We start from the raw sequence: 17,874 nt of genomic DNA on the forward strand, positions 1-17,874 counted from the left end.
CCCCGCAAGAGCGGGGAGAGTGAAGTTCAGACCTAACCCGGACCGCCGATGGCCTTTTACGTCGTACAGTTTCTCACAGGTCTTGCCAGCGCAGCGTCGCTGTTTCTGGTGGCCTCGGGCCTGTCGATCATCTTTGGCGTGACGCGGATCGTGAATTTCGCGCATGGCGCCTTCTACATGATCGGCGCCTATATCGCCTTCACGCTGACCGAACGCTTTTCCGGTGCGTTCGGCTTCTGGGGCGGGGTGGTCGTTGCGGCGCTGGCCGTGGCGCTGATCGGCGTTCTCGTGGAGATGGTGCTGCTCCGGCGCATCTATCACGCGCCCGAGCTGTTCCAGCTGCTCGGCACCTTCGGCCTAACCCTGATGGTCGAGGATCTCGTGGTATTGATCTGGGGACCCGATGATCTCGTCGGCCGCCGCGCGCCGGGATTCAAGGGGGCCGTTGATTTCTTCGGCCAGAACATTCCGAGCTACGATCTGTTCCTGATCGCGCTCGGGCCCGTCGTGCTCGGCATTCTCTGGCTGCTGTTCCAGCGCACGCGTTGGGGCGTCTTGGTGCGCGCCGCCACGCAGGATCGCGACATGGTGGCAGCGCTCGGCGTGAACCAGAAATGGCTGTTCACATCCGTGTTCGCGGTTGGTGTCTTCCTCGCAGCCCTCGGCGGTGCGCTCCAGATCCCGCGCGATGCCGTGCATCATGCCATGGATCTGCGCATCATCGTCGAGGTCTTCGTCGTGGTCGTAATCGGCGGCCTCGGCAGCATCGTCGGCGCGTTCGTCGCAGCCGTGCTGGTGTCCGAGCTCAACGCCTTCGGCATCCTCATATTTCCGAAGATCTCGATCATCCTGGTCTTCCTGGTGATGGCGGTGGTGCTGATCGTCCGTCCCTGGGGCCTGTTCGGCAAGCCCGAGGCGGCCGCGCGCAAGACGCCTGGCCTCACCGTCAATCCCTGGCGCCCGTTGACCTCGAACGAACGGCTGGCGTCGCTCGCGGCACTGGTGATCGCGGCGACGCTGCCGCTGTTCGTCGGCAATTACGCGCTGACCGTCGGCTCGGAGATCGCGATCTTCGTGATCTTCGCCGTCAGTCTGCACTTCCTGATGTCGGTCGGCGGGCTCGCATCCTTTGGCCATGCCGCCTATTTCGGGCTCGGTGCCTATGGCGTTGCCTTCCTTGCCAAGATGGCGGGACTGCCGATGATCGTGTGCCTCTTGCTCGGGCCGCTGCTGGGCTGCATGGGCGCCGCAATATTCGGCTTCTTCGCGGTGCAGCTCTCCGGCGTCTATTTTGCCATGCTGACGCTCGCCTTCGCGCAGATCGTGTGGTCGATCGCGTTCCAGTGGGTGAGCGTCACCGGCGGTGATAACGGCATCCTGGGCGTCTGGCCTGCGAGCTGGGCAGCGAGCCCGTCACACTTCTACTGGCTGGCGCTCGGCGTGGCCGCACTCGTCACCATTGCGCTGCGGATCGCAGTGTTCTCGCCGTTCGGCTATGCGCTCCGTGCCACGCGAGACTCGGTGCTGCGCAGCGAGGCGGTCGGCATCAACGCCAAGCGTATCCAGTGGACGGCCTTCGTGATCGCGGGCACCACGGCCGGCATCGGCGGCGCGCTGTTCGCCTATCTCAAGGGTAGCGTCTTCCCCGACAATCTCGGCATCTCGCTCTCGGTCGATGCGCTGGTCATGGTGCTGCTCGGCGGCGTCGAGACGGTGTCGGGCGGGGTGATCGGCGCCATTGTCTACAAGGCTCTGAACATCTGGCTGGTGAGCCAGACCGATCTGTCGAAACTCGTGCTCGGCGGTTTCATCGTGCTGATCGTCGTCGTCTTCCCCAAGGGCATCGTTGGTATGCTGGAAATGCTGGCGCAGCGCCGCAGGAAGTCCTCGCCGCCTGGATCCTCCCTGCTTGCCAAGCCGATCGAGTCCGCCGAATGAGCGTTGCGCCCCCACTTCTCGCGGTCGAAGGCCTGACCAAATCCTACGGTGGCATCCACGCCGTGCGCGGTGTCTCGTTCTCGCTGCGTGCTGGCGAGATCCTGGCGCTGATCGGGCCCAATGGCGCGGGGAAGAGCACCTGCTTCGACATGCTCAACGGGCAGAACCGGCCTGATACCGGCCAAGTGCGCCTGCTCGGCGAGGAGACCACCGGCAAGAAACCCCGTGACATCTGGCGGATGGGCGTGGGACGCACCTTCCAGATCACCGCGACCTTCGCCACCATGACGGTGCGGGAGAATGTGCAGGTCGCGCTGATCTCACATGGCAGGCAGCTGTTCAATCTCTTCGGCTCGGCGCCGAACTTCGATCGCGGCGAGGCTGGGCGGTTGCTCGAGTTGGTCGGCATGGGCGGTTATGCCGACCGTCCCTGCGGCGAGCTCGCCTATGGCGATCTAAAGCGGCTCGAGCTTGCGGTCGCGCTCGCCAATCAGCCGAAGCTCTTGCTGATGGACGAGCCGACCGCCGGCATGGCACCGCGCGAGCGGGTCGATCTGATGCGGCTGACGGCCCAGATCGCGCGCGAGAAATCGATCGGCGTGCTCTTCACCGAGCACGACATGGATGTGGTGTTCGAGCACGCCGACCGCATTATCGTGCTCAATCGAGGGACGCTGATCGCCGAGGGCTCGCCGGCCGAGGTGCGCGGCAATCCGCAGGTGCAGGCGGTCTATCTCGGCGAGGGCCTTGTCTACGATGCCCGCCACCGCGAGGGAGCCTCGTCATGAAGCTGACCGTCGAGGGGCTCAACAGCCATTACGGCCCGGCGCACATCCTGTTCGACATCGGTTTCGAGGTCGGCGAGGGCGAGGTGGTCGCGCTGCTCGGGCGCAATGGCGCCGGCAAGTCGACCACGTTCCGCTCGATCGTCGGCCTCGTCGCGCAGCGAACCGGCCGCATCACGTTCGAGGGCAAGGACGTCTCGGCGCGGCCGACGCATGAGATCGTGCGCGAAGGTCTCGGCTATGTACCCGAAGAGCGGCGCATCTTCACGGATCTGACGGTGGACGAAAATCTCGAAGTCGGCCGCCAGCCGAAGCGTCCCAACGCGCCTTACTGGACCCGCGAGAAGCTGTTCACGCTGTTTCCCAATCTCGGTGAGATGAAGGGTCGGCCCGGCGGCCGCATGAGCGGCGGCGAGCAGCAGATGCTGACGATCGCGCGCACGCTGATGGGCAATCCGTCGCTGGTGCTGCTGGACGAGCCCTCGGAAGGCCTGTCGCCGAAAATCGTGGAGCAGATGGTCGATGCCATCCTGACCATGAAGAAGGAGGGCGTCAGCATTGTCGTCTCCGAGCAGAATCTGCATTTCGCGCGGTTGATTTCCGATCGCGCCTACATCATCGAGCGCGGCCGCATCTGTTTCGGCGGCACCATGGCCGAGCTCGACGCGCGTCCGGATATCCGCGACGCGCATCTGTCGTTATGAGGGGCGGGGAGCGGATGGCGAGAAGCGTTGCGGCAAAGAAGAGCGTCAAACCGGCAAAACCGTCCTACGTGCTCGACGAACAGGTCGGCTTCATCCTGCGCCAGGTCTGGCAGCGGCACAGCTCGATCTTCTCGCGCGACATCGGTACCAATCTGACGCCGACGCAATGGGCGGCACTGTCCAAGCTCGCCGAGACCGGGCCGTGCTCGCAGAACCAGCTGGGGCGGCTGACGGCGATGGACGTCGCGACCATCAAGGGCGTGATCGACCGCCTCACGGCGCGCGGCCTGACCGAAACGAGCCAGGATCCCGAGGACGGCCGGCGCCTGTTGGTGAGCCTGACGCGCGCCGGTCAGCAGCTTGCGGAAAAGCTCGCGCCGAATGCGATTGCGATCACGCGCGAAACGCTGGCTCCGCTCGATGTCAAGGAGCGCGAGCTGCTGATGGCACTGTTGAACAAGCTAAGGTGATTTGCCCGTCATTTCCGGGGCACGCGCATCGCGCGTGAACCCGGAATCTCGCGCCAAATGTCTGAATTCCGGGTTCGCGCTGACGCGCGCCCCGGAATGACGACAAATGCCGTCACTTCGCCACCACCTCCGGCACCCTTCCGGCCGGCGGCGTATTGCGGCTGCGCTGCGTGCGCACGATGCCGTCGATGATGGTCATGCCGATGCCGGGGAGGTCGCCGAGCTGGACGCTCTCCAGAATGGTCTTGCCGGGCGAGTGCTGCGCCTTGTCCATGATGACGAAATCGGCGGAACGGCCGACCTCGATCAGGCCGCAATCGAGCTGCCGCATCCGCGCGGTGTTGCCGGTGGCGAGGCAGAACGCGATCTCGGCCGGCAGCTCGCCGATCGAGGACAGCATCGAGACCATCCGCAGGATGCCGAGCGGCTGCACGCCGGAGCCGGCCGGCCCGTCGGTGCCGAGGATGACGCGATGCAGCTCGTTCATTTCGCGTGCGATACGCAGTGTGTAGAGCGCCGAGCGCTCATTGCCGTTGTGAACGATCTCGAGTCCGCGCTTGCAGCCCTCGCAGATGCAGCGGATCTGGTCGTCGGGCAGGGCGGTGTGGCCGCCATTGATGTGACCGACGACGTCGGTGTCGGCCTCCAACACCACGTCCTTGTCGATCAGGCCTGAGCCGGGGATCGAGGGACCGCCGGTGTGGATCGTGCTCTGGATGCCGTATTTGCGTGCCCAGCCGACCATCTTGCGCGCAGTCGGGCCGTCCTTGACGCCGCCGAGGCCGACTTCGCCGAGCAGCTTGACGCCGGCGGCGGCCATTTCCTTGAAGTCCTCCTCGACCATCTCGCATTCGATGACGGGCGCACCGGCGTGAACCTTCACGCCGCCCGGCCGCAAGGTCCAGAATGCGCGCTGGGCGAAGATCGCCATGGCCTTGAGGCCGACGACGTCGCGGGGACGGCCGGGCATATGCACTTCGCCCGCCGAGATCATGGTGGTGATGCCGCCATGGAGAGAGCTGTCGATCCAGTTGATCTGGTTCTGGCGGGGTGTCCAGTCGCCAGCGACCGGGTGGACGTGGCTGTCGATCAGGCCGGGAGCAACCGTCGTGCCGTTGGCATCGACGATGGTGGTGGCACCCTCCGTGTCGAGATCCTTGTAGCGTCCGATCGCGGTGATCTTGCCGTTCTCCGCGACGATGGTGTCGCCGTCCAGGATCGGCTTTTCCAGGGCGCCGGACAGGATCAGGCCGATATTGCGGATCACGAGCTTCGAGGGCCCGGTGGCCTGGGGTGCGTCATGCGCCATGGAAGGGGCTCCTTATTCCCAACTGCAACGCTTTCGATCTTGGGCAGCCTTGACCGCGGGATCAAGCAGGATTATTCATTAGTATACAAATGATCGTGTACAAACGACGCATAGCTGCCCGCCTCGAGAACCGCATTGGAGCGACAGGGAAGGTGAGATGAGCAATTTCAATCAGGAAAGCGTTTTGAGCGTCCACCACTGGACCGACACGCTGTTCTCCTTCAAGACCACCCGCAGCCCGACCTTCCGTTTCCGCAATGGCGAATTCACCATGATCGGGCTCAAGGTCGGCGAGAAGCCGCTGCTGCGCGCCTACAGCGTCGCCAGCGCCAACTACGAGGACACCCTCGAATTCTTCTCGATCAAGGTGCCGGATGGACCGCTGACTTCGCGGCTCCAGCATCTGAAGCAAGGCGACGAGATCATCGTCAGCCGCAAAGCCACGGGCACGCTTGTCATCGACAATCTGGAAGAGGGGCGTAACCTCTATCTGATCGGTACCGGCACGGGCCTTGCTCCGTTTCTGAGCGTGATCAAGGACCCCGAGACGTATGAGCGGTTCGAGAAGGTCGTGCTGCTGCATGGCTGCCGGCACGTGAAGGAGCTCGCCTATGGCGAGATGATCACCGAGCACCTGCCGAAGGACGAGCTGATCGGCGAGTACATCCGCGAGCAGCTGATCTACTACCCGACCGTGACGCGCGATCCCTTCCGCAACCGCGGCCGCATCACCGACCTCATCACTTCAGGCAAGCTGTTTGCCGATATCGGCCTGCCGGCGCTGGAAGCGGCCCACGACCGAGTCATGATCTGCGGCAGCCCGGCGCTGGTGGCGGATACCCGGCTGCTCCTGGGCGAGCGCGGTTTCGTGGAAGGTAACCACGGCGAGCCCGCCCAGTTCGTGGTCGAAAAGGCCTTTGCCGAGCGCTAAGCGGGCTCTTTTTTTGGGCATGATCTATTCGGAAAACCGCTTCACACTTTTCCAGATCATGCCCATCTCGCAATAAGACCGCATTTTCGCCGCGGTGGGGGCGTTGCCGGGCCGATTCGGCGCTTGATACACTGTGGGAACGAATCAGCGGAGTTCCCACATGGTTGCGGACAGCGACAGCAACATCGCCTGGCACCGGGTTCAGTTGAAGAAGAATCGCGCCGAGTTGAAGGCGCTCGAGACCGCGCGCTTCACGATGGGCGAGATCGCGTCCTCGAAACGCGACGGCCAGACCCAGAAGACGATCGCGGAGCTCAAGCGCAAGATTGCGCAGTCCGAGCGCGCCATTGCCGACCACGACAAGCGCACGCGCCGTCCGCTCGGCACCGACCTGCAGAGCCTCAGCAATGGCAGCTGGAGCCATTGGGACGCCTATACCAACCAGCAGCAGCGCAAGGCCGGGCCGCGCACGCCTGGACGAGGTTAGTTCCGCTGCGCGCGAAGGCTGGTTCCAGCCCTTGCGCCGGTGGCCTCGCTCACCATCTCGTTGAGGCGCCACCAACCACTCCGGTGATCACATGGCACCGCGCCTCGATTTCACGAGCGAGGCCTTCTTTCGCGATCCACCCAAGGCCATCGCGGCTCTGCGAGCGTCCGGCCCCGTGGTCGCGACGCGATTTCCGCTCGTCGGCGACGTCTGGATCACCACGACCCACGACGCCACCGCGCAGGTGCTGAAGGACAGCACGATCTTCACGCTGCGCAAGGAAGACGGCGACGTTGCCGGGCTGCGCTGGTGGATGCCGAGGCTGATCAGGACCATCGCCAACAACATGCTGACGATGGACGAGCCGGATCACACCAGGCTGCGCAGCATCGTGGACGAGGCCTTTCGCCGCCGGGCCATCGTTGCGATGGAGCCGCGCATCCGTGCCATCGCGGACGGTCTGGCCGATGAGCTGTTTGCAAAGGGCAGCCCGGCCGATCTCGTTCAGAGCTATGCGCGTATCCTGCCGCTGTCGGTGATCTCGGAGCTACTCGGTCTGCCCGTGGCCGATCGCCCGCGCTTCATCGCCTGGGCCAATGCGATGTCGTCCCTGACGGACGTCGTCAGCTTCTTTCGTCTGCTGTTCGCATTCCGCAAAATGCGAAGCTATCTCCAAGAGCAGTTGCAAGTCGCGCGCGAACGGGGCGGTGAGGGTCTGATTGCAGAGCTGGTCCAGGTCGAACGCGAGGGCGGCGAGATCACGCCGGACGAAATGGTCTCGATGGTGTTCCTGCTGCTCGCGGCGGGCTCGGAGACCACGACCCATCTCATCAGCGGCTCGGTTTACGAGCTGCTCAGGAATCCGGACTTGCGTGACTGGCTGGAAGAGGACTGGAGCCGCACCTCGCTCGCCGTCGAGGAATTCTTGCGTTTCGTCTCGCCGGTACAGTTTTCAAAACCGCGTTATGTGCGGCGGGATGTCGAGCTCGATGGCGTGCGGCTGAAGAAAGGCGACCGCGTCATGGTCATGCTCGCCGCTGCAAATATGGATCCTGCGGTGCACGACCAACCCGAGCGGCTCGATCTCGAACGAAAGCCCAATCGTCATATGTCCTTCGGCACGGGAATCCATTTCTGCCTCGGACATCAGCTCGCGCGCATTGAGGCGATGTGCGCGCTCCGGGCTCTGTTCACGCGATGGCCGCGGCTCGGCCTTGCCGTCGAGTCCTCGCAGATTCATTGGCGCAAGCGGCCGGGGATCCGCATGATTGCGAAACTGCCAGTGATTGCCGATGCCGGTGAGGGGCGTCAGCCAAGTGCGGCGGATGTGCCGCAGCGGATGGCAAGCTGAGGGAACAACGATCATCGTTCTCGCGTGCAACCGCGAAACAAACCCGGTGGCACGCGCGTTGGCAAATTGCTGACAACGATGATGGAGCAATTCATGCCCCACGGAGGCAAGACGCATATCGGTTCAGGCGCGCACGGCAAGGGCGCGGGCAACGGAGCGCTGACGGACATTCCCAAGGGCAAGATCGGCGACAATATGATCCTGTCGAACCGCGACAAGGCGCAGCACTCCGACATTCGCGGTATGGACAGCAAATTCATCCAGACCGAACAATATCAGGATCATTCGGCCAATCGGTTCATCGACGACGAGGAGGAGGCCGAAGATTAGGCGCGCTCAGGAGCCAGTCGCTTTCTTTGTCGCAACGAGATCGCGCTCCCAGCCGAACACGGAGCGGCCATCGAGGTCCGGTGATGCGGCGCGCTCGCCTGCAATGAACGATTCCAACGATGGCCCGCTTGCGGTTCGTTCCAGCCGCCGTGCCTGATCGTCAAGGCGTTTGATCGCCTGCATCTCTTCCTCGCGACCGAGCTTTGCATTCTGGATTGCGCCCTTCAGGACGCGGATGGTCTCGTCATAGACCTTGATCGGAACGGGATAGGGATGCCGGTCCTTGCCGCCATGGGCGAGCGAGAAGCGCGCGGGGTCCTTGAAGCGATAGGGCGCGCCGTGCACGACCTCGGCCACCATCGCCAGCGAGCGCACGGTGCGCGCGCCGACGCCGGGCGTCAGCAGCAGCTCCGGAAAATCGACCGGGCCGCGCTCGGCTGCGGCGGCGAGGGTGCCGTGCAAGCGGCGTGCGAACACGTCCTTCGGCCGGACATCATGATGCGCGGGCATGATCAGGTGCGGCAGCATCGCCTGTGCAGGCTCGGTCGTTGTGCCGGTGAGCCGTTCGAATTCTGTGAGGATGCGATCGGGGCCGAGGTCAGAGAGAAGCTCAAGCTGCGCGCTGCGGGAGATCTCGGCGCGATGGTCGGTGAGGTTGACGATCTCGCCTTGCTGCGGTCCGTCGATCGCGCTGTGGGGCGCCTCGATAAAACTCTTAAGCGCTTCCGAATGCCAGTGATAGCGGCGGGCCTGCCGCTTGTCGCCGTTCATTCCCTGCTGCACCACCGTCCACTTGCCGTCTGCGGTGACGAAGAAACCGTGCAGATAGAGGTCGAAGCCGTCCTGGACTGCGGCGCTGTCGACCTTCGCCACCAGGCGGCTGGCGCGGGTAAGCTTCGCGCCGTCGAAGCCGACGCGGTCACCGAGTTGCAGCAGCTCGTCCGGCGTCTTGCGCGAATGCTGGCCGCGACCGCCGCAGACATAGATGCCGAGCTCATCCTGGAGCGGCCCGAGCCCGCGCTTCAGCGCGCCGATCACGGACGTGGTGATCCCCGAGGAGTGCCAGTCCATCCCCATGACGGCGCCGAACGACTGGAACCAGAATGGATGCGACAGCCGCTGCAGGAATGCATCGCGCCCGTAATGATGCACCACCGCCTGCGTCACGATTGCGCCCAGCGAAGCCATGCGGCTCGCCAGCCACGCCGGAACCCGTCCGGTGTGAAGTGGAAGATCGGCGCTGCTGGTTCGTCTGGTCATCGTACGCCAAATTAGCGCAATTCGGCACGGTTGCACCAGGGGAATGCTGCGTTGCACTGCGCGGGAGGAGCGAAGCGCGCTGGAACGCGTTGGCGCAGCAGCGAATGCAATTCCGGGGACGTGAATGAATTGGCAGGTCGTCATGGCCGACATCGACAAGATGTTCGGGTGGATCCCATCTTGGTTCATCGGTCTCGGCCTCGTTGCCGGGGCGATGCTGCTTGCGCTGTCATTCTACCGGCTCGCCGTCTGGCTATTGACCCGCACCTTCGGAACCCGTCTTCCGCTCCTGAGCGTGTTCATCGAGCGCACGTCCGGACCGGCCCAGTTGGCGCTATGTCTTGCCGCCGTCGCGCTGGTGTTGCCGCTCGCGCCGCTGAATGATGCCTTTCGCACGCCGCTCACGAGCCTGTTCGTCGTCGCCTTCATCGCGCTGATCGGCTGGATCTCGATCCGGATCGTCGACATGAGTGCGGCGCGCTATTTGCAGAACTTTCGCGATGTCACCGAGAATTTTGTCGCGCGCAAGCACGTCACCCAGGTCCGCGTTTTCAAACGCGTGACTGACATCATCATCGTCATCATCACGGTGTCGACCGCGCTGATGACGTTCGATTCGGTCAGGCAATACGGCGTCAGCCTGTTCGCTTCCGCTGGTGCCGCCGGTATCATCGTCGGTCTGGCCGCGCGACCGCTGCTCAGCAATCTGATCGCCGGCCTGCAGATCGCAATCACGCAGCCGATCCGGATCGAGGATGCGGTCATCATCGAAAACGAGTGGGGTTGGGTGGAGGATATCGCCGCGACCTATGTCGTCATCCGGCTGTGGGACTGGCGCCGCATGGTCGTGCCGCTGTCCTACTTCATCGAAAAGCCGTTCCAGAACTGGACCCGTGACACCGCGTCCCTGATCGGTGTGATCGCGCTCCATGTCGACTACCGCGCCGACGTGCCTCGCATCCGGCGCTGGCTCGAAGGCGCGGTGAAGGAGTCGAAGCTCTGGGACGGCGCGGTGGTCAATCTCCAGGTGATCGACGCGGATTCACGCACCATCGAATTGCGCGCGCTGGTCAGCGCGCGCAATGCGCCGCAATCCTGGGATCTGCGCTGCGAAATGCGGGAGAGGCTGATCGCCTTCATCCGCGACGAGATGCCGGAGGCCCTGCCGCGCGAGCGCGCGATCCTGATTCCATCAGGAGGAGACGACCACATCGAATTCACGCAACGCTCCGCCGCGCCGGAGCGGATGCGAGCGAGCGCGCACAATTGACTGCCGATGCGATCAGGCTGCGCGCGCGATGGAGGTGTCGGCCCGCCGGTCAGCGCGCGATCGTGGCTTACGCAGCTTGCGCCGTGCCCAGATCAGGAGGCCGGTCGACAGCAACGTCATGAGCGCGATCGAAATCAAGACATTGAGGGACGAGGCGATCGTTGCCGACCAGTTTCCCTCATGGATCAGCCGCGGCCAGTTGCGCGGCAATGGCGTGACGCCGGATGCGTTGACCGCGTAGGCGCGCAACTCTCCATCCTCGTAGAGCCGCGCCACGATGCGGCCGCCGCGCGTGCCGATCGAGATCACGTGCGAGAGGTCGTGGGAAGACGCGACCAAGCGAATCGCGTCGGGCAGCGGGAGCGGCCGGCCGTCGCCTGCGGGGGCAGAAGCACTTTGAAATGTCAGGCCAAAGGCCATGCAAAGGCCGGTGAGCGGGCTCAGGAGGATCAGTGGCAGCGTGAACCACGCGGTCCCCTTGTGCCATCCGGACAGCGAGTTGCGTAGTCGTGGCAGTCCCATGAAGATGCCAAGCACCATGAGAACGATCATGGTGATGGTGGAACTCGTCACGAGCCAAGCCTGGCCGAGCAGCCGCTCGTGCGTCATGCGCGCCCAGAGGAAGAGATCGGAGAGGCCAGCCCCGGTGGCAACGGTTTCGCCGGTGGCGAGGTCGATCACCGGGGCGCCAGAATCTTGCAACGCGACGCGCTGCGCACTTGCATTGATCGCCAGGCCGCGCGCCTTGCCTTCCGGATCATACCGCTTCACCAACTCGGCGACGCGCGCGGCGTCGATCGGTGGTCCGCCGAGACCGCTGACCTGTGCCATCGGCTCGAATGAAAGGATGAAACCGGTTGCGATGATCGCGAGCAAGGGAAGTGCAAAGATCAGCGTGATCCAGCGGTGGAGGGTCAACAATTGCGGCTTGCTCATGCTCTGTCTCCGGCTTTGTGCCGCGTTGGTCGCTCAGCGCGGCGCCGAAAGCAAATGACGCTTTGTCCATGATGGTCGCGTTGATCTGTAGCAAATGCAGTCAGGATCGGTAGCGACGAATGCTAATCGTTTGCAGGTTCAAGTGTCGTCTGCATTCGTGCAGCAGCCGCGTTTGCGCGCTCGATGGCAGCTTCCGAGCGGCCGCCCGAAACCGTCTGCCGGAGCAGGCCACGTATTCCGAGCTACTCCCGTGTCGCCTTGCTCGCGCCGCGGAGGCCCGCCTGCTGCTGGATGGTGTCCAGCGCACCGGAGGATTGCTCCTCCGCCACGAAGCGGTTGAGCAAGGGAAGCGCGGCTTCGCGTCCCTTTGGGATTGCGATGGCCATGTGCTCCGTGCCCCAATTGCCGTCGAGGATCTTCGCGCCCGGCATCTGGTCGGACATCTCGAACAGCGTCGGCTTGTTGGTGGCGTAGAGATCAATCTCGCCGCGGCTGAACATGGCGATGGCGATCTTGACGTTTTCGGCAGGAACGATAGCCGCGTTCTTGAACTTTGCCGGCAGCGTCCGCTCGGAGGTCGAGCCCTTGGTGACGCCAATCCTCACGCCGGGTTTGTCGATATCTTCGACCTTGCCGATTGGTGAATTCGCCGGGACGAGATAGCCGAGCTCGATCGCCAGCACGGGCTGGCTGAAGCTGACCTCGTTGGCGCGGGCCGGGGTCGCATTGGTTACGGTGAAGTCGACCTTGTCGTCGTGAATCGCAGTGACGATGTCGGCGACGCGCTGAAACCTGACATAGTCGATGCCGACGCCAAGCCGCTTTGCCAGCTCGTCGCCGAGATCGTAGGCGAGGCCGTGCGGCTTGCCGGCCGCATCCGCCACCATCGAGGTCGGGCTGCCCGGATAGATGCCGACGCGCAAGGTGCCGCTCGGCGCGAGCAGCTTTGCTTCGCCATCGGCGCGCGCGGATCGGCCGACGGGGCCGATGATCGCAAAGGCGAGCAGGGCGGTGTACGCGAGACGTCCCGAAGAGGTCCTCATGTAAAAGATCTCACTGCGCGCGAATGTCGGCAGCCTTCAGCACGGGCTCCCATTTGGTAGCCTCGGCGTGCATGAAGGCGTCAAAATCCTTGGCGGAGGAACCGACGGGCGCTGCGCCGATCTTGCTGAGCGTCGAGAGCACGTTTGAATCCTGCAGTGCAGCTTTCAGATCGGTTTCGAGTTTTGCTACGATGTCGGGCGGCATCTTTGCCGGGCCGAGCACGCCCCACCAGACCGAGACGTCGTAGCCGGGGACACCAGACTCGGCGACGGTCGGTATATTCGGCAACGCCTTGGAGCGCTCCGCCGAGGTCACCGCAAGCGCGCGCACCGGGCCGCCTTCGAGCTGGCCAATGGCTTCCGCAAGCGGATTGATGCTGAGCGGGATTTCGCCGGCGATCACGGCGGTCAGTGCCGGGGCGCCCCCCTTGTAGGGGATTGCGACGATCTTGGTGCCGGACATGTACTTCAGGAGCTCGCCGGCAAGGTGCGCCGAGGTGCCGTTGCCGGACATGCCGTAAGAGAGCTTATCCGGTTCCTTTTTCGCCGCGGCCAGGAGATCGCCGAGCGTCTTGTAGGGACTGTCCTTGGCGACGACGATCGCGAGCGGCGAGGAGGCGACTTCGGTGATCGCGGTAAAATCCTTGAACGTGTCGTAGGGCACGCTCGGATAGATGAACTGGTTCAGTGGGTGGCCGCTGGCGACCAGGATCAGCGTGTAGCCATCGGGTGCGGCCTGCGTCAGCGCCTGCGAGGCGACGATGCCGCCGGCACCAGGGCGATTGTCGATCACGGGCTGCTGGCCCCAGGTCTTGGCCAGCGCCTGGCCGAGCGTACGTGCGAGCACGTCGACTGCGCCGCCGGCCGCATAGGGTACGAGGATGTGGACCGGCTTGCTCGGATATGGGTCAGCGGCCTGCACGGCGCTGCCCGCGAGCAGGAGCCCGGCGCCTAGCATCAAAGCGCCGATCTTCGTGTTTAGACGCAGCATTATTCAGCACTCCCTGGGGGCATTCGCGTCCGTGCGGAGGTCTTCCGAACCGCTTCGGGACATTGCCCGTGGTTTTTGTTGACGAGACCTGATCTTTTGTACGATAGTACAAATCACATGGTACGCAAGCCCACCAGCAAGGAAACGGCCCGCAAGCCGAACATGCGCGAGGCGATCCTCGCCGCGGCCGAGGAGCTGTTCGCCACCAACGGCTTCAATGCCGTCTCGGTGCGCGACATCGCACATGCCGCCGGAGCCAATCCCGGCAGCGTGACCTATCATTTCAAGACCAAGGACGGCCTGCTGCTGGAGATCTATCGGCGGCATTGCGGGCCGATGAATTTGCGGCGCTCGGAGTTGCTCGCGGCCGCCAAGCGCGTGCGCGATCTCCAGGACCGGCTCGAAGCCGTCGTGCGCGCCTATGTCGTGCCGGCCTTCACTTCGGGCAGCGATCTTGCCGGCGGCGGCGCGCGTTTCACGCGGCTCCGTGCGGTGATGTCGGCCGAAGGCAACGAGGTCGCGCGAAAAATCATCGCGCAGACGTTTGACGATACCAGTCACGCCTTTATCGACGCGATCCACGAGAGCCTGCCACATATTCCGCGCACCGACATCGTGTGGCGCAGCCACTTCCTGCTCGGCGCGCTCTACTACTCGCTGGTCACGCCGGATCGCGTTTCGCGCCTGTCGCGCGGTGAGGCCGATGGCGGCGATGCCGCCAATGCCATCGAGCAATTGGTGCAGGCCACCGTCGCCGCGTTCCAGGCGCCCGCCCTGGATCAGGCCGCGCCGGCCCGGCGACGAACTCCTGCAAGCAGCAAGACTTGAAAGAAATCGCCCGAGGGGAGGCGCGCAACAGCGCTCCCGCTCGCAAGCGGACATGTGATGGGGTGACGAGGAAATGAACAGGCGAGACTGCTTGCATCTCTTGACCGGATTGACCGGTGCCGTGCTCGCGGGCGAAGCGCGCGGGCAGGCGGCCGAACCGAAGGTCATCCCGACGATCGAGCCGCCGGACCCCAATCCCAAGACGCCGTCGTTCAAGCTGCCGCCAAAATCCTGCGACAGCCACACCCACATTTTCGGACCGGCGTCCCGCTATCCCTTCTCGGAAAAGCGCCCGTACAATACGGCTGACGCGCCGCTGGAGACGTTCCGCAGCGTTCACGAGAAGATCGGCGTCGAGCGCTGTGTGATCGTGAATGCGACCGTGCACGGTACCGACAATCGCGTGGTGACTGACGCGATTAGGCAGAGCGAGGGCGCCTATAAGGGCATCGCCAATGTCAGCGACGAGATGAGCGAGAAGGAGCTGGCGGCACTCGACAAGAGCGGCATCTGCGGCTGCCGCTTCGCTTTCTTGAAGCGCCTCGGCGGTGTCGGCGACATGAACAAGTTCCAGCGTATCGTACACCGCGTCGCCGAGTTCGGCTGGCACATCGACGTCTATTTCGAGCCGGGCACCATCGCCGAATTCGCGCCGATCCTCACCGCGCTGCCGACGCCTTACGTGATCGATCACATGGGAACCGTGCAAGCCACGAAAGGGCTCGACGATCCCGGCTTCACGGCACTACTCGACCTCCAGAAGAAGGATGAGAAGTGCTGGGTCAAGATCACCGGCCTCGAACGGGCCTCGGCGGCCGGCAAGCCGTTCCACGATGCCGTGCCGTTCGCCAAGGCGCTGATCGACAATGCGCCCGACCGCGTCATCTGGGGCACCGACTGGCCGCATCCCAACGTCAAGATCATGCCGAATGACGGCGAGATCGTTGATCTAGTTCCCTTCTATGCGCCCGACAAGGCGATTCAGCACAAGCTGCTGGTCGACAATCCCGCGCGCCTGTTCAAGTTCAGCTGATGAATATGACGTACACACCGACCATTCCGCCGCCCGATCCGAACACGCGCACGCCGAAGTTCAAGCTGCCAGAGCTGTCCTGCGACGCGCATTGCCACATCTTCGGGCCCGGCGCGAAATATCCTTATGCCCCCGAACGCTCCTACACGCCGCCGGATGCGCCGCTCGAGGACTTCAAGGTCTTGCATGCCAAGCTCGGCGTGGAGCGCGCCGTCATCGTCAATGCCAGCGTGCATGGCACCGACAATACGGTGGCGCTCGATGCCATTGCGCAGAGCAATGGCGCCTATCGGGCGGTCGCCAATATCGACGACACCATCACCGAGCGCGACCTACACGTGCTGCACGAAGGCGGCTTCCGCGGCTGCCGCTTCAATTTCGTTCGCCACCTCGGCGGCGTCCCCGACAAGAGCGTGTTCAACCGCGTCATAGCCATGGTCGCGCCGCTCGGCTGGCACGTCGACTTGCATTTCGATGCGATCGATCTGCCTGAATATGCCGACATGCTGGCCAGACTGCCTTTGAGCTACACCATCGACCATATGGGCCGGGTGAAGGCGTCCGAGGGGCTCGACCAGCTTCCGTTCAAGATATTGATCGAGCTGATGCAACGCGACCAGAAGTGCTGGGTCAAGATCTGCGGCTCGGAGCGCGTCTCCTCGGCGGGGCCGCCCTTTACTGATGCTGTGCCGTTTGCACGAAAAATCGTCGAGACTGCGCCTGACCGCGTCATCTGGGGCACGGATTGGCCGCATCCCAACGTCAAGGTGATGCCGAACGACGGCGACCTCGTCGATTTGATTCCGCTGTTTGCGCCAGAGCCGGAGTTCCAGCAAAAAATCCTGGTCAACAATCCCGCGCGCCTGTTCGAGTTCGACCGATGACGGCGATGGCGATCGACAAGCCGCGCGGCCGCGCCTGGTGGAAGGAGCTCTGGATCCAGGTGCTCATCGCCATGGCTGCCGGCATCGCGCTTGGGATCGTCAGCCCCGAGGCGGGGTCCAAGATGCAGCCGCTCGGGGACGCCTTCATCAAGGCGATCCGGATGCTGATCGCACCGATCATCTTCTGCACGGTCGTCCATGGCATCGCCCATATGGCCGACATGGCGCGGGTCGGGCGCGTTGCGGTCAAGGCGATCATCTATTTTGAGATCATGACCACGATCGCGCTGATCATCGGTCTCATTGCGGTGAACCTGCTCAAGCCCGGCGCCGGCATGAATATCGACCCCGCCAGCATCAATGCCAGCGCAGTCGAGCCCTATGTCAAGCAGACTGCAGTCATCGGCTTCGTGCCGTTTCTGATGAACGTCGTGCCTGCGACTTTCATCGGTGCCTTCGCCGAGGGCAACATTCTCCAGGTCCTGTTCATTTCTGTACTTTGCGGCTTTGCGCTGGTGCAGCTCGGCGAGCGCGCCGCGCCGCTGGTCAGCCTGATCGACATCGCCGCCAAGATGGTGTTCGCCGTCGTCGGCTTCGTGATGTGGGCCGCGCCGATCGGTGCGTTCGGTGCCATCGCGTTTACAGTCGGAAAGTTCGGCGTGGGCTCGCTGGCCTCGCTCGGCAAGCTGCTGGGCGGATTCTATCTGACTTGCGTGGTCTTCATCGTCGTGGCCCTCGGCCCCGTCGCGCGGCTCTGCGGCTTCTCGCTGCTGAAGCTGATCCGCTACATCTGGGAAGAGTTGCTGATCTGCGTCGCTACGACATCGTCCGAGACCGTGCTGCCGCGGATGTTGACGAAACTCGAGAAGGCCGGTTGCGAGAAGAGCGTGGTCGGGCTGGTGATCCCAACCGGCTATTCCTTCAATCTAGATGGAACCTGCCTGTATCTGGCTGCGGCCTCGGTCTTCCTGGCGCAGGCGACCAACACGCCGTTCGGGCTCGCCGAGCAGATCGAGTTGCTGCTGATCCTGCTCGTGACCTCCAAGGGCGCGGCAGGCATCGCGGGCGCGGCCTTTGTCGTGCTGGCGGCGACGCTGTCGGCGACAGGTACGATTCCGGTGACGAGTGTCGCGCTGGTGCTCGGCATTCATCGCCTGATGTCGCAGGGGTTGACGCCGACCAATCTGATCGGGAACGCGGTCGCGACCATTGCGATTGCAAAATGGGAAGGCGCGCTCGACGGCGAACGCCTGAAGCGCGTGCTGGACGGTAAGGAACCTGCGGTCACTGCTGCCTGACGAATTGCTGCCGGCATGATGCAGGC

General features: G+C 63.8%; 18 protein-coding genes. 13 read left to right on the forward strand and 5 right to left on the reverse strand.

The features are described from left to right. Positions 1-48 precede the first annotated feature (48 nt). From JQ587_RS14520 to JQ587_RS14535, 4 genes are read left to right on the forward strand one after another with little or no spacing between them, the layout of a single operon-like run. Positions 49-1,938: an ABC transporter permease gene (locus JQ587_RS14520; protein WP_212425719.1), complete on the forward strand. Its 1,890-nt coding sequence runs from the start codon at positions 49-51 to the stop codon at positions 1,936-1,938. After that, positions 1,935-2,726: an ABC transporter ATP-binding protein gene (locus tag JQ587_RS14525; protein ID WP_212302585.1), complete on the forward strand. Its 792-nt coding sequence runs from the start codon at positions 1,935-1,937 to the stop codon at positions 2,724-2,726. Before JQ587_RS14520 ends, JQ587_RS14525 begins: the two co-directional genes overlap by 4 nt. Next, positions 2,723-3,427, forward strand: a complete 705-nt coding sequence (locus tag JQ587_RS14530) for an ABC transporter ATP-binding protein (protein ID WP_212302586.1) — start codon at positions 2,723-2,725, stop codon at positions 3,425-3,427. Before JQ587_RS14525 ends, JQ587_RS14530 begins: the two co-directional genes overlap by 4 nt. 14 nt (positions 3,428-3,441) lie before the next feature. Next, the gene (locus JQ587_RS14535) at positions 3,442-3,897 is read left to right on the forward strand and encodes a MarR family winged helix-turn-helix transcriptional regulator (RefSeq protein WP_212302587.1); all 456 of its coding nucleotides are present in this window, start codon (positions 3,442-3,444) and stop codon (positions 3,895-3,897) included. A 112-nt stretch (positions 3,898-4,009) separates the two neighbouring features. Here JQ587_RS14535 and JQ587_RS14540 read toward each other — a convergent pair whose 3' ends face one another. After that, positions 4,010-5,206, reverse strand: coding sequence for an amidohydrolase family protein (locus JQ587_RS14540; RefSeq protein ID WP_212302588.1), 1,197 nt, complete (start codon positions 5,204-5,206; stop codon positions 4,010-4,012). Positions 5,207-5,363: 157 nt separating this feature from the next. Here JQ587_RS14540 and JQ587_RS14545 point away from each other — a divergent pair, with 157 nt between their 5' ends. From JQ587_RS14545 to JQ587_RS14560, 4 genes are all read left to right on the forward strand, one after another. After that, positions 5,364-6,137, forward strand: a complete 774-nt coding sequence (locus JQ587_RS14545; protein WP_212302589.1) for a ferredoxin--NADP reductase — start codon at positions 5,364-5,366, stop codon at positions 6,135-6,137. A 160-nt stretch (positions 6,138-6,297) separates the two neighbouring features. After that, positions 6,298-6,624 (forward strand): hypothetical protein, encoded by a 327-nt coding sequence (locus tag JQ587_RS14550; protein ID WP_212302590.1) that lies wholly within the window; start codon positions 6,298-6,300, stop codon positions 6,622-6,624. A gap of 91 nt (positions 6,625-6,715) precedes the next feature. Continuing rightward, on the forward strand, positions 6,716-7,975 hold the full coding sequence (locus tag JQ587_RS14555; RefSeq protein ID WP_212425720.1) for a cytochrome P450 family protein: 1,260 nt from the start codon (positions 6,716-6,718) through the stop codon (positions 7,973-7,975). Positions 7,976-8,068: 93 nt separating this feature from the next. Continuing rightward, positions 8,069-8,305 carry a hypothetical protein gene (locus tag JQ587_RS14560; RefSeq protein WP_212425721.1) on the forward strand — a complete coding sequence of 79 codons (237 nt, stop codon included), beginning with the start codon at positions 8,069-8,071 and terminating at the stop codon, positions 8,303-8,305. Between the two features lie 6 nt (positions 8,306-8,311). Here the strand turns inward: JQ587_RS14560 and JQ587_RS14565 are convergent, their stop codons facing one another. Then, on the reverse strand, positions 8,312-9,565 hold the full coding sequence (locus tag JQ587_RS14565; protein WP_212425722.1) for a DUF763 domain-containing protein: 1,254 nt from the start codon (positions 9,563-9,565) through the stop codon (positions 8,312-8,314). 124 nt (positions 9,566-9,689) lie between these two features. Here JQ587_RS14565 and JQ587_RS14570 point away from each other — a divergent pair, with 124 nt between their 5' ends. Beyond that, entirely contained in the window at positions 9,690-10,835 is a 1,146-nt protein-coding gene (locus JQ587_RS14570; protein WP_212425723.1) for a mechanosensitive ion channel family protein, read from the forward strand. A 12-nt stretch (positions 10,836-10,847) separates the two neighbouring features. Here JQ587_RS14570 and JQ587_RS14575 read toward each other — a convergent pair whose 3' ends face one another. The 3 genes from JQ587_RS14575 to JQ587_RS14585 form a co-directional block, all read right to left on the reverse strand. Continuing rightward, positions 10,848-11,771, reverse strand: coding sequence for a PepSY-associated TM helix domain-containing protein (locus tag JQ587_RS14575; RefSeq protein ID WP_212425724.1), 924 nt, complete (start codon positions 11,769-11,771; stop codon positions 10,848-10,850). 242 nt (positions 11,772-12,013) lie between these two features. Then, the gene (locus JQ587_RS14580) at positions 12,014-12,814 is read right to left on the reverse strand and encodes an ABC transporter substrate-binding protein (protein ID WP_212302596.1); all 801 of its coding nucleotides are present in this window, start codon (positions 12,812-12,814) and stop codon (positions 12,014-12,016) included. A 10-nt stretch (positions 12,815-12,824) separates the two neighbouring features. Next, a complete protein-coding gene (locus JQ587_RS14585; protein WP_212425725.1) occupies positions 12,825-13,805 on the reverse strand; it encodes a tripartite tricarboxylate transporter substrate binding protein in 981 nt (326 codons plus the stop codon). A gap of 117 nt (positions 13,806-13,922) precedes the next feature. Between JQ587_RS14585 and JQ587_RS14590 the strand changes: the two genes are divergently transcribed. From JQ587_RS14590 to dctA, 4 genes are all read left to right on the forward strand, one after another. Then, positions 13,923-14,633 (forward strand): TetR/AcrR family transcriptional regulator, encoded by a 711-nt coding sequence (locus tag JQ587_RS14590; protein ID WP_212302598.1) that lies wholly within the window; start codon positions 13,923-13,925, stop codon positions 14,631-14,633. A 73-nt stretch (positions 14,634-14,706) separates the two neighbouring features. After that, positions 14,707-15,666, forward strand: a complete 960-nt coding sequence (locus JQ587_RS14595; protein WP_212425726.1) for an amidohydrolase family protein — start codon at positions 14,707-14,709, stop codon at positions 15,664-15,666. Continuing rightward, positions 15,666-16,550 (forward strand): amidohydrolase family protein, encoded by an 885-nt coding sequence (locus tag JQ587_RS14600; protein WP_212302600.1) that lies wholly within the window; start codon positions 15,666-15,668, stop codon positions 16,548-16,550. The genes JQ587_RS14595 and JQ587_RS14600 overlap by 1 nt, the downstream gene beginning before the upstream one ends. Beyond that, positions 16,547-17,848 carry a C4-dicarboxylate transporter DctA gene (gene dctA / locus JQ587_RS14605; protein WP_212425727.1) on the forward strand — a complete coding sequence of 434 codons (1,302 nt, stop codon included), beginning with the start codon at positions 16,547-16,549 and terminating at the stop codon, positions 17,846-17,848. The genes JQ587_RS14600 and dctA overlap by 4 nt, the downstream gene beginning before the upstream one ends. Positions 17,849-17,874 lie beyond the last annotated feature (26 nt).

This window comes from Bradyrhizobium manausense (assembly GCF_018130615.1).
GTDB classification, from domain to species: Bacteria; Pseudomonadota; Alphaproteobacteria; order Rhizobiales; family Xanthobacteraceae; genus Bradyrhizobium; species Bradyrhizobium manausense_A.

Excerpts from the sequence above, each read along its gene's own strand:
- JQ587_RS14520 (WP_212425719.1), top strand. The coding sequence starts at position 49 with ATGGCCTTTTACGTCGTACAGTTTCTCACAGGTCTTGCCAGCGCAGCG.
- JQ587_RS14525 (WP_212302585.1), top strand. The coding sequence starts at position 1,935 with ATGAGCGTTGCGCCCCCACTTCTCGCGGTCGAAGGCCTGACCAAATCC.
- JQ587_RS14530 (WP_212302586.1), top strand. The coding sequence starts at position 2,723 with ATGAAGCTGACCGTCGAGGGGCTCAACAGCCATTACGGCCCGGCGCAC.
- JQ587_RS14535 (WP_212302587.1), top strand. The coding sequence starts at position 3,442 with ATGGCGAGAAGCGTTGCGGCAAAGAAGAGCGTCAAACCGGCAAAACCG.
- JQ587_RS14540 (WP_212302588.1), bottom strand. The coding sequence starts at position 5,206 with ATGGCGCATGACGCACCCCAGGCCACCGGGCCCTCGAAGCTCGTGATC.
- JQ587_RS14545 (WP_212302589.1), top strand. The coding sequence starts at position 5,364 with ATGAGCAATTTCAATCAGGAAAGCGTTTTGAGCGTCCACCACTGGACC.
- JQ587_RS14550 (WP_212302590.1), top strand. The coding sequence starts at position 6,298 with ATGGTTGCGGACAGCGACAGCAACATCGCCTGGCACCGGGTTCAGTTG.
- JQ587_RS14555 (WP_212425720.1), top strand. The coding sequence starts at position 6,716 with ATGGCACCGCGCCTCGATTTCACGAGCGAGGCCTTCTTTCGCGATCCA.
- JQ587_RS14560 (WP_212425721.1), top strand. The coding sequence starts at position 8,069 with ATGCCCCACGGAGGCAAGACGCATATCGGTTCAGGCGCGCACGGCAAG.
- JQ587_RS14565 (WP_212425722.1), bottom strand. The coding sequence starts at position 9,565 with ATGACCAGACGAACCAGCAGCGCCGATCTTCCACTTCACACCGGACGG.
- JQ587_RS14570 (WP_212425723.1), top strand. The coding sequence starts at position 9,690 with ATGAATTGGCAGGTCGTCATGGCCGACATCGACAAGATGTTCGGGTGG.
- JQ587_RS14575 (WP_212425724.1), bottom strand. The coding sequence starts at position 11,771 with ATGAGCAAGCCGCAATTGTTGACCCTCCACCGCTGGATCACGCTGATC.
- JQ587_RS14580 (WP_212302596.1), bottom strand. The coding sequence starts at position 12,814 with ATGAGGACCTCTTCGGGACGTCTCGCGTACACCGCCCTGCTCGCCTTT.
- JQ587_RS14585 (WP_212425725.1), bottom strand. The coding sequence starts at position 13,805 with ATGCTGCGTCTAAACACGAAGATCGGCGCTTTGATGCTAGGCGCCGGG.
- JQ587_RS14590 (WP_212302598.1), top strand. The coding sequence starts at position 13,923 with ATGGTACGCAAGCCCACCAGCAAGGAAACGGCCCGCAAGCCGAACATG.
- JQ587_RS14595 (WP_212425726.1), top strand. The coding sequence starts at position 14,707 with ATGAACAGGCGAGACTGCTTGCATCTCTTGACCGGATTGACCGGTGCC.
- JQ587_RS14600 (WP_212302600.1), top strand. The coding sequence starts at position 15,666 with ATGAATATGACGTACACACCGACCATTCCGCCGCCCGATCCGAACACG.
- dctA (WP_212425727.1), top strand. The coding sequence starts at position 16,547 with ATGACGGCGATGGCGATCGACAAGCCGCGCGGCCGCGCCTGGTGGAAG.